At 65.2% G+C, this 15,083-nt stretch carries 12 protein-coding genes and 1 pseudogene; 7 read left to right on the top strand and 6 right to left on the bottom strand.

Going from position 1 to position 15,083, the window contains the following annotated elements:
* Window positions 1–204: 204 nt before the first annotated feature.
* Window positions 205–1,974: an adenylate/guanylate cyclase domain-containing protein gene (locus DY467_RS20260; RefSeq protein WP_164638563.1), complete on the top strand. Its 1,770-nt coding sequence runs from the start codon at window positions 205–207 to the stop codon at window positions 1,972–1,974.
* A gap of 26 nt (window positions 1,975–2,000) precedes the next feature.
* On the opposite strand, the gene DY467_RS20265 is transcribed toward DY467_RS20260, so the two are convergent.
* Complete coding sequence (locus tag DY467_RS20265; protein ID WP_164638565.1) at window positions 2,001–2,648, bottom strand: hypothetical protein; 648 nt, start codon at window positions 2,646–2,648, stop codon at window positions 2,001–2,003.
* A gap of 146 nt (window positions 2,649–2,794) precedes the next feature.
* Between DY467_RS20265 and putA the strand changes: the two genes are divergently transcribed.
* Both putA and DY467_RS20275 read left to right on the top strand, forming a co-directional pair.
* A complete protein-coding gene (gene putA, locus DY467_RS20270) occupies window positions 2,795–5,803 on the top strand; it encodes a bifunctional proline dehydrogenase/L-glutamate gamma-semialdehyde dehydrogenase PutA (RefSeq protein WP_164638567.1) in 3,009 nt (1,002 codons plus the stop codon).
* A 255-nt stretch (window positions 5,804–6,058) separates the two neighbouring features.
* The gene (locus tag DY467_RS20275) at window positions 6,059–7,267 is read left to right on the top strand and encodes a CaiB/BaiF CoA transferase family protein (protein ID WP_164638569.1); all 1,209 of its coding nucleotides are present in this window, start codon (window positions 6,059–6,061) and stop codon (window positions 7,265–7,267) included.
* 57 nt (window positions 7,268–7,324) lie between these two features.
* On the opposite strand, the gene DY467_RS20280 is transcribed toward DY467_RS20275, so the two are convergent.
* The 5 genes from DY467_RS20280 to DY467_RS20300 all read right to left on the bottom strand — a co-directional run bounded on the left by DY467_RS20280 (window position 7,325) and on the right by DY467_RS20300 (window position 11,810).
* Window positions 7,325–8,197, bottom strand: a complete 873-nt coding sequence (locus DY467_RS20280; RefSeq protein ID WP_142882181.1) for an ABC transporter ATP-binding protein — start codon at window positions 8,195–8,197, stop codon at window positions 7,325–7,327.
* Window positions 8,194–9,081, bottom strand: coding sequence for an ABC transporter permease (locus tag DY467_RS20285; protein ID WP_164638571.1), 888 nt, complete (start codon window positions 9,079–9,081; stop codon window positions 8,194–8,196). The genes DY467_RS20280 and DY467_RS20285 overlap by 4 nt, the downstream gene beginning before the upstream one ends.
* Window positions 9,078–10,493 (bottom strand): ABC transporter substrate-binding protein, encoded by a 1,416-nt coding sequence (locus tag DY467_RS20290; protein ID WP_164638573.1) that lies wholly within the window; start codon window positions 10,491–10,493, stop codon window positions 9,078–9,080. The genes DY467_RS20285 and DY467_RS20290 overlap by 4 nt, the downstream gene beginning before the upstream one ends.
* 165 nt (window positions 10,494–10,658) lie before the next feature.
* Window positions 10,659–11,441 carry a Crp/Fnr family transcriptional regulator gene (locus tag DY467_RS20295; protein WP_164638584.1) on the bottom strand — a complete coding sequence of 261 codons (783 nt, stop codon included), beginning with the start codon at window positions 11,439–11,441 and terminating at the stop codon, window positions 10,659–10,661.
* A gap of 78 nt (window positions 11,442–11,519) precedes the next feature.
* The gene (locus DY467_RS20300) at window positions 11,520–11,810 is read right to left on the bottom strand and encodes a gamma-butyrobetaine hydroxylase-like domain-containing protein (protein ID WP_164638575.1); all 291 of its coding nucleotides are present in this window, start codon (window positions 11,808–11,810) and stop codon (window positions 11,520–11,522) included.
* A gap of 231 nt (window positions 11,811–12,041) precedes the next feature.
* Here DY467_RS20300 and DY467_RS20305 point away from each other — a divergent pair, with 231 nt between their 5' ends.
* From DY467_RS20305 to DY467_RS26555, 4 genes and pseudogenes are all read left to right on the top strand, one after another.
* Entirely contained in the window at window positions 12,042–12,815 is a 774-nt protein-coding gene (locus DY467_RS20305) for a ferredoxin--NADP reductase (RefSeq protein WP_164638577.1), read from the top strand.
* A 109-nt stretch (window positions 12,816–12,924) separates the two neighbouring features.
* Complete coding sequence (locus tag DY467_RS20310) at window positions 12,925–14,667, top strand: fumarate reductase/succinate dehydrogenase flavoprotein subunit (protein ID WP_164638579.1); 1,743 nt, start codon at window positions 12,925–12,927, stop codon at window positions 14,665–14,667.
* 29 nt (window positions 14,668–14,696) lie between these two features.
* The gene (locus tag DY467_RS20315; RefSeq protein ID WP_114360624.1) at window positions 14,697–14,930 is read left to right on the top strand and encodes a 4Fe-4S dicluster domain-containing protein; all 234 of its coding nucleotides are present in this window, start codon (window positions 14,697–14,699) and stop codon (window positions 14,928–14,930) included.
* Between the two features lie 2 nt (window positions 14,931–14,932).
* A pseudogene (locus tag DY467_RS26555) lies at window positions 14,933–15,083 on the top strand (HEAT repeat domain-containing protein); the annotation flags it as partial.

The raw sequence follows: 15,083 nt of genomic DNA on the forward strand, positions 1-15,083 counted from the left end.
TTCGGCGGAGACCTGCGCTAGGCTACGTTACGCCGAAGTTTCTTGTGCTGATCCGCGCCTGCTGACACAACGATCGTCATTCCGGGGCGCGAACCAAGTCGAGCGAGCCCGGAATCCAAAACCACTCACAGGGATTGAGGATTCCGGCCCTGCGCTGCTGGCCAGCGCATCCCGGAATGACGCGATCGAGGTATGCACTCACTGATGGCGACGCGAGCGAAGCCGAACAAAAAGCAGAACGCTTCTGCCCGCGGGAAGAAGGCCGCCTGGCTCGGCGGCATCGGGCTTCGGCAAGTCCGGATGTTCTGCGGGCTGGTGCTGTTCACCTATCTGCTCAGCCACTTCCTCAACCATGCGCTCGGCAACATCTCGCCGGCGGCTCTGCATGCCGGCGTGATGTGGCACCTGGAGATCTGGCAGTTCCTGCCGGTCGCGATCCTGTTCTACGGCTCAGTGACGGTGCATGCCGGGCTCGGGCTGTGGGCGCTGTATCAGCGCCGCCAGTTCCGCTGGAAGACGCTGGAGCCGCTGCAGCTCATACTCGGGCTGTCGGTGCCGCTGATGATCTACAGCCATGTCATCGTGATGCGGCTCGGCAGCGTGCTGTACGACCAGGACCGGCTGTATCCGCAGGTCCTATACAATTACTTCGTGGCTTCGCCGTCCTATCGGGCTTGGCTGATGGTCGCGGTGATGCTGATCGCCTGGACCCACGGCTGCATCGGGCTCTACGTCTGGCTGCGGATCAAGCCAGCCTTCCGCCGCGCGATGCCGTGGCTGCTCGCCGCCGCGGTGCTGATCCCGACGCTGGCGCTGCTCGGCTTCTACCAGGGCGGACGCGAGGTGGCGCGCGAGGCAACCTCGCCGCAGTGGCAGGCCGACAACCTCGCGCCGGCCAATCTCGGCACCCCGGAGCAGCAGCAGACGCTCGAAGCGATCAGCAACGGCTTCCTGATTTTCTATCTCGGCCTGATCGCTTTGGCGCTGATCGCCCGCGCGGTGCGCGCGATCATCGAACGGCGCGGCGGCATGGTCCGGCTGACCTATGACGGCGAGCGCAGCATCAGGGTGCCAAAGGGCCTCACCGTGCTGGAGGCCACGCAGCGCCACAACATCCCGCACGCCTCCGCCTGCGGCGGCCGGGCCCGCTGCTCAACCTGCCGGATCCGCGTGTTGGGCGATCCCGCCGCGTTGCCGCCGCCGTCGCCGCGCGAGGCCTTCGTGCTCGCCTCGATCGGCACCGGCGACGATCCGTCGATCCGCCTCGCCTGCCAGCTCAGGCCGACGCAGGACCTCGCCTTCGTGCCGGTGTTTCCACCGCGCAACGTCGCAGCCGCACGGAAGGCGGCACGCGCGGCGCGGGTCGGCGAGGAGCGCTATCTGGTCAGCATGTTCGTCGATATGCGCGGCTCGACCAAGCTCGCCGAAAGCCGGCTGCCGTTCGACACCGTGTTCATCGTCAACCGCTTCCTCGGCGCGGTGTCGCGTAGCGTGATCGCCTGCGGCGGCCAGCCCAATCAGTTCGTCGGCGACGGCATGCTGGCGCTTTTCGGACTTGCCGAAACACCACGCGAAGCCTGCCGCAACGCCGTTCGCGCCGCCGCGGCGATCGGCGCGGCGATCGATGAACTCAACAATTTCCTCGGCCACGATCTGCCCGAGCCGATCCGCTTCGGCATCGGCATCCACAGCGGCGAAGTGGTGGTCGGCGAGATCGGCTATCGCGACCACATGGTGTTCACCGCGCTCGGCGACTCCGTCAACGTCGCATCCCGGCTGCAGGACCTGACCAAGAGCCTCGCCTGCGAGACGCTGCTGTCGGACGAACTCCGCGCCACCGCGGGCCTGTCCGAACAGGCGCTACCGACGCTGGAATTGGAAATCCGAGGCCGCACCGAACCGATGCTGGTCTGCGTGGTCGAGCGCGCCGGCGATCTCGCGGCCGTGCTGAACGAGGACCTGGTGCTGGCCTGAACGGCCGGCGCACCGAACGATCATTCTCAGTCGAGCTTGACCCACTGATCGACCGGCATCACTTCCGGCGTCTGCGCATAGGCGCGGGTCCACATGTCGACCACCCATTGCGTGCCGGTGCCGCGCTCGGTCAGCACCGCGGTGTTGTGCGGCGTCTGCAGCACCAGGACATTGCCGCGATACTTGGGATCGCCGACGCTGTGATACTTGAACAGGCCCCAATCCTGCATCACCAGCAGCAGGCTGGTGGTGTTGCGGGTGGTGTCCCAGCAATCGAAATTGTGCTTGTCGTCGAAGTAACGGAAATCGGCACGCGCGATCCGCTTGTCGGTGCCGAGCACCGGACCGAGACGGCGGTCGAGCCACACCACTGCCTTCTGCACCGCGGCGCGCTCCGCCGCGGCCGAGGCCTTGCCGGATGCCATGATCCGCGACAGCGCGGCGCGATCGCCGGCCGAAAACGCCAGTTCGTAGCGGCGGCGGCAGACGAAGCCGTAGCACACCGTCATGCCCTTGGCGCTCGGCGGGAAGATCGACACCGAACTATACAGATACGAGACCTGCGAGCTGAGTTCGGCCGCCTTTGCCGGCGCACCGAACCAGGCGGCAGCTAGCGCCACGGCCGCGAGCGCACCGAAACGTCGTGCGTTGGACTTGCCGCGCGTCACCCTCATCCCCGCTCCCAGCCTCCCTATGGTGGAGGCGAAGCTAGCGTCCGGCCCCGACCGTGCCAATATGGCAGTCTGGATGGCAGTGCATTTGCTGGCTGCACCGATGCACGCCGTCCACAGCTATCTCCGGCTTCGGGAGGCCGACCGCCATGCCGTCCAACCCGCCGCTTGCCGAATTCACCGCGGCTTACGCGCCGGATGATGCTGCGCTGGCCGCTGAGCTGCTGGCGTCCGCCGCGCTGCAGCCCGATCGCGAAGCTCAGATCGACCCTCTCGCCACCGAACTGATCACCGCGATCCGCGGTTCCGAACATGGCCTGGGCGGCGTCGAGGCGATGCTGCGCGAGTTCGCGCTGTCGACCAAGGAAGGCCTGGCTTTGATGGTGCTTGCCGAGGCGCTGTTGCGGGTTCCGGATGCAGCGACTGCGGACGCTTTCATCGAGGACAAGCTCGGCCAGGGCGACTTCGCGCATCACCGCATCAAGTCCGATGCCGTGCTGGTGAACGCCTCGGCCTGGGCCCTCGGCCTATCGGCCCGTCTCGTCCACGCCGGCGAGACGCCGCAAGGCACGCTCGCGGCCCTGACGAGACGGATCGGCGCGCCCGCGGTGCGCGCCGCGACGCGCCAGGCGATGCGGCTGATCGGCAATCACTTCGTCCTCGGCGAGACCATCGAGGCCGCGCTCGCCCGCGCCCAGGCGCAGGCGCGCGACGGCTTTCGCTATTCTTACGACATGCTCGGCGAAGGCGCCCGCACTGCCGAGGATGCCGAACGCTATTATCAATCCTACGCCGATGCGATCACCGCAATCGGCCGCAGTGCCGGCAACGCTGCGCTGCCGGCGCGGCCGGGGATCTCGGTGAAGCTCTCGGCGCTGCATCCGCGGTTCGAGGCGATCAGCCGCGACCGCGTGATGCGGGAACTGACGCCGCGGCTGCTCGAGCTGGCGCGGCTCGCCAAGAGCCACGACCTCGCCTTCACGGTCGATGCCGAAGAAGCCGACCGGCTTGAACTGTCGCTCGAGGTATTCGCCGCCTGCTTCGCCGATGCCTCGCTCGCAGGTTGGGACGGCTACGGCCTCGCCGTGCAGGCTTATCAGAAGCGCGCCGCCGCGGTGATCGACCATGTCGCCGAACTTGCGGGCGCGCTCGACCGCCGCATGATGCTGCGGCTGGTGAAGGGCGCCTATTGGGACACTGAGATCAAGCGCGCGCAGGAGCGCGGGCTTGCCGACTATCCGGTGTTCACCAGGAAGCCGATGACCGATCTCAACTACCTGCACTGCGCGCGCAAGCTGCTGGCACTGCGCCCGCGGCTGTTCCCGCAATTCGCCAGCCACAACGCGCTCACGATCGCCACCATCCTGGCCGAGGCTGGGAATTGCGACGGCTACGAATTCCAGCGGCTGCACGGCATGGGCGAGGCGCTGTACGCGCGGCTGCGGACCGATCACCCGCAGGCGGTGGGCCGGATCTACGCGCCGGTCGGCGGGCACCGGGATCTGCTGGCCTATCTGGTGCGGCGGCTGTTGGAGAACGGCGCCAACTCCTCCTTCGTGGCGCAGGCCGGCGACGACAACGTGCCGATCACCGAGTTGCTGGAGCGATCAGCCACACTGATCGGCAATGCGGAGAATGCACGCAGCCCGGCAATCCCGCTGCCGCGCGATCTGTATCAGCCGCAGCGGCTGAATTCGCGCGGCATCGAGTTCGGCGACCACGGCGCGCTCGCCGCGCTGCTCGGCGACGTCGAAGATGCACGCCGGTCGCTGCCGCCCCTTGCATCCGCCACACCGGAGCAAGCCGCGGCTGCAGTGGCCGCCGCACGCAAAGGCTTCGAATCCTGGAGCCGAACCTCCGCCGATCATCGCGCCGCGATCCTAGAGCGCGCCGGCGATCTGCTGGAGCAGCGCCGTGCAGCATTCATCGCCCTGCTCCAGGACGAAGGCAGCAAGACGCTCGACGATGGCGTGGCGGAGGTGCGCGAAGCGGTCGACTACTGCCGCTACTACGCCAGCGAAGGCCGCCGGCTGTTCGGCGAGCCACTGGAGCTCCCCGGCCCCACCGGCGAACGGAATACGCTGGCGTTGCGCGGCCGCGGCGTGTTCGTCGCGATCAGCCCGTGGAACTTCCCGCTGGCGATCTTCCTCGGCCAGATCACCGCGGCGCTGATGGCAGGCAACGCGGTGGTCGCCAAGCCGGCCGAACAGACGCCGGTGATCGCCGACGTGGCGGTGCGGCTGTTGCATGAAGCCGGCGTGCCGCGCGACGCGCTGCATCTGGTACAGGGCGACGGCCGCATCGGCGCCGCACTGGTCGAGCAACCCGACGTCGCCGGCGTCGTGTTCACCGGATCGACCGAGGTGGCGCGCGCGATCAACCGCACGCTCGCCGCCAAGGACGGTCCAATCGTGCCGCTGATCGCCGAGACCGGCGGCATCAACGCGATGATTGTCGACGCCACCGCGCTGCCCGAGCAGGTCGCCGACGACGTCACCGCCTCCGCGTTCCGCTCCGCCGGGCAGCGCTGTTCGGCGCTGCGGCTGCTGTGCGTGCAGGATGACGTTGCCGACCGAGTGATCGCGATGATTGCCGGCGCGGCGCGCGAACTGAAAATAGGCGATCCCCGCGATCCGGCGACGCATGTCGGACCGGTGATCGACGCCGAGGCCAAAGCCAGGCTCGACGCGCATATCACCAAGATGCAACGCGAAGCGCAGCTTCACTTCGCCGGCACAGCACCGACCGCCGGCAACTTCGTCGCGCCTCATATCTTTGAACTCAGCCGCGCCTCACAGCTCACCGAAGAAGTATTCGGCCCGATCCTGCATGTGGTGCGCTACAAAGCGGCGCAGTTCGACGAACTCCTCGATGACATCGCCGCCACCGGCTACGCCCTGACGCTCGGTGTGCAATCACGGATCGACGACACGATCGCGCGTGTGATCGCGCGGCTGCCGACCGGCAATGTCTATGTGAACCGCAACATCATCGGCGCCGTCGTCGGGGTCCAGCCGTTCGGCGGCTCCGGCCTGTCCGGCACAGGGCCCAAGGCCGGCGGCCCGCATTATCTGCCGCGCTTCGCGCTGGAACAGACGGTGTCGATCAACACCGCAGCAGCCGGCGGCAATGCCGCGCTGCTGACGAGCGAAAACTAGCTGCCGTCATTGCGAGAAGGCGAAGCCGACGAAGCAATCCATAGCTCGGTGTTCGCCCCTGGATTGCTTCGCTGCGCTCGCAATGACGCGGCCAACTCCATCCTCATCACCTTCGCAGAGCACCCGGGATGACCGCCATGCCGGTTCCCATATTGCATCACGCTACGAAGCCGGCTCATATGCGAACGTATCCGGCGGCGCGTAGCACCGAGAATTCCGGATCGCGAAAAACAAGAAAACAGGGAGCTCACGCGCATGGACGAGAACGGCATCTTCAGCGGCCTCAAGGTGCTGGATTGCGCGAGTTTCATTGCTGCGCCGGCGGCCGCGACCGTGCTGTCGGATTTCGGTGCCGATGTCATCAAAATCGAGCCGCCGGGTGCGGGTGATCCCTATCGCAACCTGCCGAACCTGCCGGGCTATCCGATCAGCGACCACAACTACGCGTGGATGCTGGAGGCCCGCAACAAGCGCAGCCTCGCGCTCGACCTCGCCAAGCCCGAGGGCAAGGAGGTGCTGCGCAAGCTGGTCGCCGAGGCCGACGTGTTCATCACCAACTTCCCGCCGCCGGTACGGGCGCGGCTCGGCGTCGCTTATGCCGACCTCGCGCCGCTGAACGAGCGGCTGATCTATGCGAGCTTCACCGGTTATGGCGAACGCGGCGAGGAAGCCAACAAGCCGGGCTTCGACAGCAACGCCTGGTGGGCCCGCTCGGGCATGATGGATCTGGTGCGCGCCGACGAAGACTCCACGCCGGCGCGATCGGTCGCCGGCATGGGCGACCATCCCTGCGCGATGTCGCTGTTCGGCGCGATCGTCACCGCGCTGTACAAGCGCGAACGCACCGGCAAAGGCAGCGAGGTGAAGTCGAACCTGATGGCCAACGGGCTGTGGTCCACCAGCGTGCTGGCGCAGGCCAAGCTGGTCGGTGCCGAGTTCCAGCCTCGGCGGCCGCGCGAGCGCGCCCTCAACGCGGTGGCCAATCACTATCGCTGCCGCGACGGCCGCTGGCTGATCCTGTCGCTGCTCAATGAAGAGAAGCAGTGGCCGACGCTGACGAAGTGCCTCGGCCGCGAGGATCTCACCGACGATCCGCGCTTCGCCACCAAGCCGGACCGCCACGCGCGCTCGATCGAACTGATCGGCATCTTCGACGAGATCTTTGCGACGCGCGATCTCGCCGAGTGGCGCAAGGCACTCGACGGCACCGGTCTGGTGTTCGGCGTCGTCGGCATTCTCGACGACATCACCACCGACAAGCAGCTGATCGAGAACGAAGTGTTGGTGCCGTTCGAAAACGACACCACGCTCACCATCAACAGCCCGATCTGGATCGAAGGCAGCACCAAGACCCAGCCGCGCAAGCCGCCGGGCGTCGGCGAGCACAGCGACGAAGTGCTGCGCAATGCAGGCTACGACGACGACGCCATCAAGGCGCTGCGCGCATCCGGCGCCGTCGGCTGAGGCCGCCGAGGTTGCTTGACGGGCCGTCTCCGAGATTCTCGGAGCGGCCTTGTCCGGCTACAGCACCTCCGGCAGCGAATGGCCCTGCAGCTCGATGCTGAGCCCCTGCATGCCGAGATCGGTGATCTCGCCGCCCATCGCCTTCAGGCTCTCTTCGCGGATCAGCGACATCAGCCCGCGCCGCAGCGCCAGGAACTCCGACGACATCATCATCGACTGCTGCCGCGGCCGCTCCAGCGGAATCCTGATCTCCGCCTTGATCGAGCCGGGCCGCGCCGTCATGCAATACACCCGGTCCGACAGGAAGATCGCCTCGTCGATGTCGTGGGTGACGAACAGCACCGAGATCTTCAGCCGCTGCCACATGTTGGTGAGGATCTGCTGCATGATGATCCGGGTCTGGGCGTCGAGCGCCCCGAACGGCTCGTCGAGCAGCAGCACCTTCGGCCCGGTCGCAAGCGCACGGACAATGCCGACCCGCTGCTTCATGCCGCCGGACAGCCGCTCCGGATAGTGCTTCTCGAACGCCTCGAGCCCGGCGAGGCCGAGCAGCGTGCGCGCCGCACGCTCGCGCTCGAAGCGCGACATGCCGCGCATCTTCAGGCCGAACTCGACGTTCTCGCGCACGGTTTTCCATGGAAACAACGAGTACTGCTGGAACACCATGCCGCGCTCGGCGCTCGGCCCGGTCACCTTCTCGCCGTCGACCGTGACCACGCCGCTGGTCGGCTTGAGGAAGCCCGCAACCGCATTCAACAGCGTGGACTTGCCGCATCCCGATGGGCCGACGATCGAGACGAATTCGCCGGGCTCGACATGGATCTGGGTGTCGGTGACCGCCTCCACCGAACCGTCGATGGTCTCATAGCGAAGCGCGAAGTCTCGGACTTCGATCCGGCCTTGACGGGCCTCAGGAGCAGACTGGCTCATCGTAGTCTCCATGGCATCACCAGTGTGCCGGCCGAGCGGATCAGCAGGCTGGAGCCGAGCCCGAGCACACCGATTGCGATCATGCCGAGCGCGATGTCGGGGTACTGGACCAGCGAGTAGGCCTCCCAGGTGAAGTAACCGATGCCAAACTGTCCCGAGATCATCTCGGCGGCGATCAGCGACACCCAGGCGACGCCCATTCCCACCGTGAGCCCGGTGAAGATGTGCGGCAGCGCCGCCGGGAAATACACCTCGCGGAAGATCGGGGCCTCGCGGGCGCCGAGACATTTGGCGGCCCGCACCAGCACCGGATCGACGAGCGTCATGCCGTGCAGCGTGTTGACCAGGATCGGGAAGAACGCCCCGATGAAGGTGATGAACACGATGCTCTGCTCGTTGGTCGGCCACAGCATGATCGCCATCGGCACCCAGGCGATCGCCGGAATCGGCCGCATCACCTCCGCGACCGGAAACACGAACTCATGCACCAGCCGGAAGCGCCCCATGATCAGGCCGAGCGGCACGCCGACGATCGCCGCCAACACAAAGCCGAAGAAGATCCGGCGGCAGCTCAGCAACACGTGCATCAGGAATTTCGGATCGTGCACCGCGCGACTGAAGCTCTCATAGACCGCGAGCGGCGTCGGAACGTTGGTGAACTTCACGAACATCACGACGCGGTACGTCGTCAGCAGATGCCATGCCAGCAGGAACAGCAGCAGCGAGACGATGCCGATCAGCCCGCCGCGCAGCCTGTCGCGGTTGAGACGATACCAGCGCGAGGCGCGCGTCATGGAGGCCGGCGGGCCGGCCTGCTGCGGGGCGACCGGGTCGGCGGTCGCCGCCAGCCGGTCGCGCGACGTCATCAGAGCGGGGCTGCTCACGTCCGGTCCCCCGCCATCGCCAGCTTCACCGCGTCGTCGAAGCCGACCACCTTGCCGTTGATCTTGCCGGCGTAGGCTTCGGCGTCTTTCTTCAGCAGGAACGGCACGATCTCGCCCTTGCCGGCTGCGTAGAACGCCTGGTCGGCGAACAGCTTGATGCCGCGGGAGGCGTCGAACACGTAGGCGACGTTGATCGTCTTGCTCTTGGCCTTGAAGTCCGCATAGGCGCCGAGCGTGCACAGTGTGCTCGAGAACGGCAGGATGCCTTCGCCATCGACCCAGACCTCGCCCGCCTTGCGCGGCTCGCCGATCGGCTTGTTGCAGAATTTGTCCTGACCGGAGATCTCGTAGTTCGCGGTGCTGGCGAGATCTTTGTCGTAGTCGAGCTTCATCTCCGCATAGGCTTTGCGGACATAGCTGTCGTCGACCCATGTCTTCGGATCGAACTCCTTCATCCGGCCGAGGCTCTGCAGCACCTTGACGTCGGTCGCGGCGGCGTCGATCAGCGCCGGTTTGATCGTCGGATCGGTGGTCATGTTGCCGCTCGGGCCGAGGAAGATGTACACCACCTCCTTGTTGATCCCGGTCCAGTCCCCGATCTTCTCGGCGGCGGCCTTCGGATCCTGGCGCAGCCATTGATTGGCAGCGATTTCCGCCTTGAGGTAGGCGACCACGACTTCCGGATACTTCTCGGCGAAATCTGTGCGGACCACGGTGCCGTGAAAGGTCGGCAGATTGGTCTCGACGCCGTCGAAGATCTTCCGGGCGTAGCCGCGGAACGGCAACAGCTCGGCGAACGGCACGAAGTCGGCGTGGGCGTCGATCTTCTTTTCCTGCAGGTTGGTCGAGCCGACTTCCGGGCTCTGGCTCACCAGTTGGAAATAATCCGCCGGATAGCCGCGGTCCTGCAGCGCCTTCAACACCATGCCGTGCGCCGCCGAACCGAACGGAACGCTGACCAGCTTGCCCTTGAGGTCGGAGAGTTCGTAGTACGGCGAATCCTTGTGGACGACGATGCCGTTGCCCGACCCCGCCATGCTGTAGGCGGCGATCGAGATCAGCCGGCTCTTACTCTCGGGATTGTTCTGAAAGGTGAAGCCGTTCACGATCAGCGGATAGTCGCCCATGATGCCGAACTGCAGCTTGTTCGCCATCATCCCGTTGGTGACCGGCGGGCCGGAGGTGAAGTTCTGCCATTCGATCTCGAACTTCACATTGGCGTATTTGCCGGTCGTGGGGAGATACTTCTCCAGCAGATGAAGCTGACGGATCACCGTGCCGGCGGTGACCGTATTGGTCGTGGTATCCTGAGTGCCGATCCCGATGGTGATCGTTTCTGCGGCGGCCGGCAGGGCCGAGATCCATGTGAGGCAGGCGACCGATACGACGACTTTCTGAAAGCGGCTGACCATTCTCATCCCCGTTCGCTTGGATGGCTGATGTCGCCATGATTGGTAGCCGGGTCCTTTAGAGCAAATCCGGACTGGGCCATCGGGTGGATTAGTTGCCGCCAAAACTCTGGTTGCGTACTCCTTGGGCAATTTCGCTTCTAAGAGCCATTTGCATAGGCAGGAGAGTCAGTCGGTTGCATGGCCGCGCATTTCCTCGAGGATATCGGGCCGGCACACCACGATCTGCGAGCGCCGGGTCTGGACGATGCGCTTCTCCTGCATCCGCCGCAGACTGATCGTGACCCATTGCCGTGTCGCGCCGACCAGATGAGCGATGTCGGCATGCGTGAACGCGACCGCGATCACCTTGCCGTCGGCATCGTCCACTCCGTAAAGGTCGACCAGTTGCAGCAGCAAATGCGCCAGCCGCTGCGTGATCGAGCGCGTTCCCAGCATCTGCGCGAGCGCCGAGTAGCATTTGCCCTTGAAGCTCAATCCCTCGATCAGGCCGATCGCGAGATTCGGAACCTCCGCAACCAGCGAGCGTAGTTCCCTCCCCGGCAGATGCACGACGGCCGCATTAGTGGCGGCAACGCCGGACCATTGATGCACGCCGGTGTCGAATACTTCCGGACCGCCGACGAAATTGCCGATGTGCCAGTAAGCCAGCGTGATCTCTCGGCCCTGCGGCGAGGTGTAGAACACACGGATTCGGCCGCTCTCGATCAGGAAGATGCCGTCGTGCCGCGCACCCTGGCTGAACAGCGTCTGGCCGCGATTGAAGACTTTGCGGCGGCCCTGCTTGAGGACCAGTTCGCGCTCGCGCAAGCTGAGCCGGTCGATGAGCGAGGGCGGTCCGGCGGTGGGTTGGTTGCTTTCGGTGAGAAGAAGAGAGCGGCCCGTTCCGACGCGCGCCGGGCCAAGAGTGGACGTGGAGTCCGCTGCCGATTTGGCTGCCTGCAGCACGATGATTTGCCTCTCGCGTTGATCAGACCGACCAAACTCGGAGCAATGTTCGTGCCAGCGATCGCGATGAGGTGTGTCGCCTCAGTCGGCGTCGATCAGCGACGCCAGATACGCGTGCGGATAGATGCCGCGATCGTGGCCGTCAGAAAACTGCAGGTTGAGTCCGTAGCCGAGATCGCGGACTGCAACGATCGCGGCTCCGGGAAATGCGGACGGGAAGCGGCCGTCGATTCGCGCCCTGGTGCAGTGGGCACATTTGCAGGCGAGCCGTAGCCGCTCGGCACGCAGGGAGACTGTGCGGCCGTTCGCGATCTGCACGGTCAAAGACGCGAGATCGGCCTCGACTTCGCCGGAAGCGTGCACTGGCACCATGAAGTCCCTCCTGTCGCAAGGGCCTGAAGCTAGGCACGAGGCCGCATCGGGCCTAGCAACAAATTGCTCAGATCCGCGGAAAAACAGCACGCCGCGCCTCTTGACGGCACTCTTGGGGAAATTTTGCAACTAATTGACGGCCACCGCGATTTCGAAATTGCGAACAGGGGTCGATATCCGCGACATCGTCTCATCGGACGCAGGAGATGACCTGCGCGTGAGGAGAAGACGATGAGTGCATTCCAAACCGAAACGGTGTTGTCGGTCAGGCACTGGACCGACACGCTGTTCAGTTTCACCGCGACGCGCGACCCTGGATTCCGGTTCCAGAGCGGTCAGTTCGCGATGATCGGCCTGGAAGTCGACGGCCGGCCGTTGATGCGCGCCTACAGCATGGCGAGCGCCAATCACGAGGAAGAACTGGAATTCTTCAGCATCAAGGTGCCCAACGGTCCGCTGACGTCGCGGCTGCAGCAGATCAAGGAAGGCGATCAGATCCTAGTCGGGCGCAAGGCGACCGGAACGCTGATCGCCGGCAATCTGATCCCCGGCAAGCGGCTGCTGCTGCTGTCGACCGGCACCGGACTGGCGCCGTTCGCCAGCCTGATCAAGGATCCGGAGATCTACGACGCCTACGAATCCATCGTGCTGGTCCACGGCTGCCGGCAGATTGCCGAACTGGCCTATGGCGAGCAGCTGGTCGAGGGCCTGCGCGACCACGAGTTCCTCGGGGATCTGATCCGCGACAAGCTCCACTACTACCCGACCGTGACCCGCGAGCCGTTCCGCAACCGCGGCCGCGTCACCGATCTGATCGCGTCGGGCCAGCTGTTCGACGATCTCGGCCAATCTGGTCTCGATCTCGAGTCTGACCGGGTGATGCTGTGCGGCAACCCGGCGATGCTCGCCGAACTGCCGGCGATGCTGAGCGAGCGCGGCTTCCGCGAAGGCAATCACAGCGAGCCGGGCCACTTCGTGGTCGAGAAGGCGTTCGTCGAACGCTGACGCCCCGTTCGGAAATCGCGCGCCGGCGACAACTAATTGCTATCGTCCGGCGCGCGCCTGAACAACTCTGCTCCACAGCGGCGGTCCGCCGAGGAACCAGGAGCAGAAGATGGCGATGGATGAGATAGTCGACGGACTGTCGGAAGTATCGTGCGACGTGTTGGTGATCGGCGGCGGCACCGCCGGTCCGATGGCCGCACTGAAGGCCAAGATGAAGAACCCGAAGGCGAACGTCGTCCTTCTGGAAAAGGCCAACGTCAAGCGCTCCGGCGCGATCTCGATGGGGATGGACGGCCTCAACAACGCGGTGATCCCAGGCTACGCCACGCCGGAGCAATACACCAAGGAAATCACCATCGCCAACGACGGGATCGTCGACCAGAAAGCCGTCTACAAATACGCGCAGAGTTGCTACTCGATCATCGAGGAACTCGACAGCTTCGGCATCCGCTTTCTCAAGAACGAGAACGGCGACTATGCGGTGAAGAAGGTGCACCACATCGGCACCTATGTGCTGCCGATGCCGAACGGCGAGACCGTCAAGAAGGCGCTGTACCGGCAGTTGCGGCGCGCGCGCATCCTGATCTCGAATCGCTATATGGCGACACGGCTGCTCAAAGGCGCCGATGGCCGGATCGCCGGCGCCGTCAGCGTCAACACCCGCACCGCCGAATTCCTGGTGTTCAAGGCCAAGGCGGTGATCCTGTGCACCGGCGCCGCCGGCCGGCTCGGGCTGCCGACCTCGGGCTACATGTTCGGCACTTACGAGAACGCCGCCAATTCCGGCGACGGCTACGCAATGGCCTACCACGCCGGCGCTGCGCTCGCCAATCTCGAGTGCTATCAGATCAACCCTTTGATCAAGGACTACAACGGTCCGGCCTGTGCCTATGTGGCCGGTCCGTTCGGCGCCTACACCGCCAATAACGAGGACCGCCGCTTCATCGAGTGCGACTACTGGTCGGGCCAGATGATGCTGGAATTCTACAACGAGCTGCTGTCCGGCAAAGGCCCGGTATTCCTGCAGCTCAAGCACCTGCACGACAAGACCATCGAGGAGATCGAAGCGACTCTTCACAAGGTCGAGCGTCCGACCCGCGGCCTGTTCCAGCAGGGTCGCGGCATCGATTATCGCCAGGAATCGATCGAGATGCACATCTCGGAGATCGGCCTGTGCAGTGGCCATAGCGCCTCCGGCGTGTTCGTCGACGACAACGCGCGCACCACCGTGCCGGGACTGTATGCCGCCGGCGACATGGCCAGCGTGCCGCATAACTACATGCTGGGCGCCTTCACCAACGGCTCGTTCGCCGGGCTCGACGCGATGGAGTTCGCCGACAACCACGACTTCGCGGACATCGACGCCGCCGAGGTCGCACGCGAGCGCGACCGCGTACTGGCGCCCACCCGGCGTGAGGACGGCATCCCGCCGAACCAGATCGAGTACAAGACTCGGCGCCTCGTCAACGACTATCTGCAGCCGCCGAAAGTGACGCGGAAATACGAGCTCGGCATGCGCCGGCTCGCCGAAGTCCGCGACGACATGGAGCAGCGGATGATGGCGCGCAACTCGCACGAACTGCTGCGCGCGCTGGAAACCGCGTCGATCATGGACTGTGCCGACATGGCCGCGCACGCCTCGCTGTATCGCGAAGAGAGCCGGTGGGGGCTGTATCACTGGCGCACCGACTTTCCCGAAAAGGACAACGAGAACTGGTTCTGCCACACGCTGCTCAGCAAGCAGAACGACAAGATGACCAGCGAGAAACGGGCGGTCGAGCCTTATGTCGTGCCGATCGCCGACGAAGAGAAGGACCTCTACGACAAGCAGCGCATCCGCGCCACCGCCTGACGCCCGCACCTAACCAGGAGAACGGACACATGCCTCTCGCCAGTTATCAGACCACGGTGCCGGTCGTCGTCGACGACGCCAAGTGCATCGCCGACAAGGGCTGCACCGTCTGCGTCGATGTCTGCCCGCTCGACGTGTTGCGGATCAGCGACATGACCGGCAAGGCCTACATGGCCTACGATGAATGCTGGTACTGCATGCCATGCGAAGCCGATTGCCCGACCGGGGCGGTCACCGTCAACATCCCGTATCTGTTGAGGTGATCATGTCGAGCCCGTTCGAATCCTACGACGATCTCGACGATGCCGACGACCGCCTGCAGGCCGCCGACCCGGCCGAGCGGCGGGTGGCGATCATCGCGCTCGGCCATTCAGGCGATCCGGCCGCGATCGGCCACCTCGCCAACATGGTGGCGG

The sequence above is a fragment of the Rhodopseudomonas sp. BR0G17 genome (genome assembly GCF_010907025.1).
GTDB classification, from domain to species: Bacteria; Pseudomonadota; Alphaproteobacteria; order Rhizobiales; family Xanthobacteraceae; genus Rhodopseudomonas; species Rhodopseudomonas palustris_H.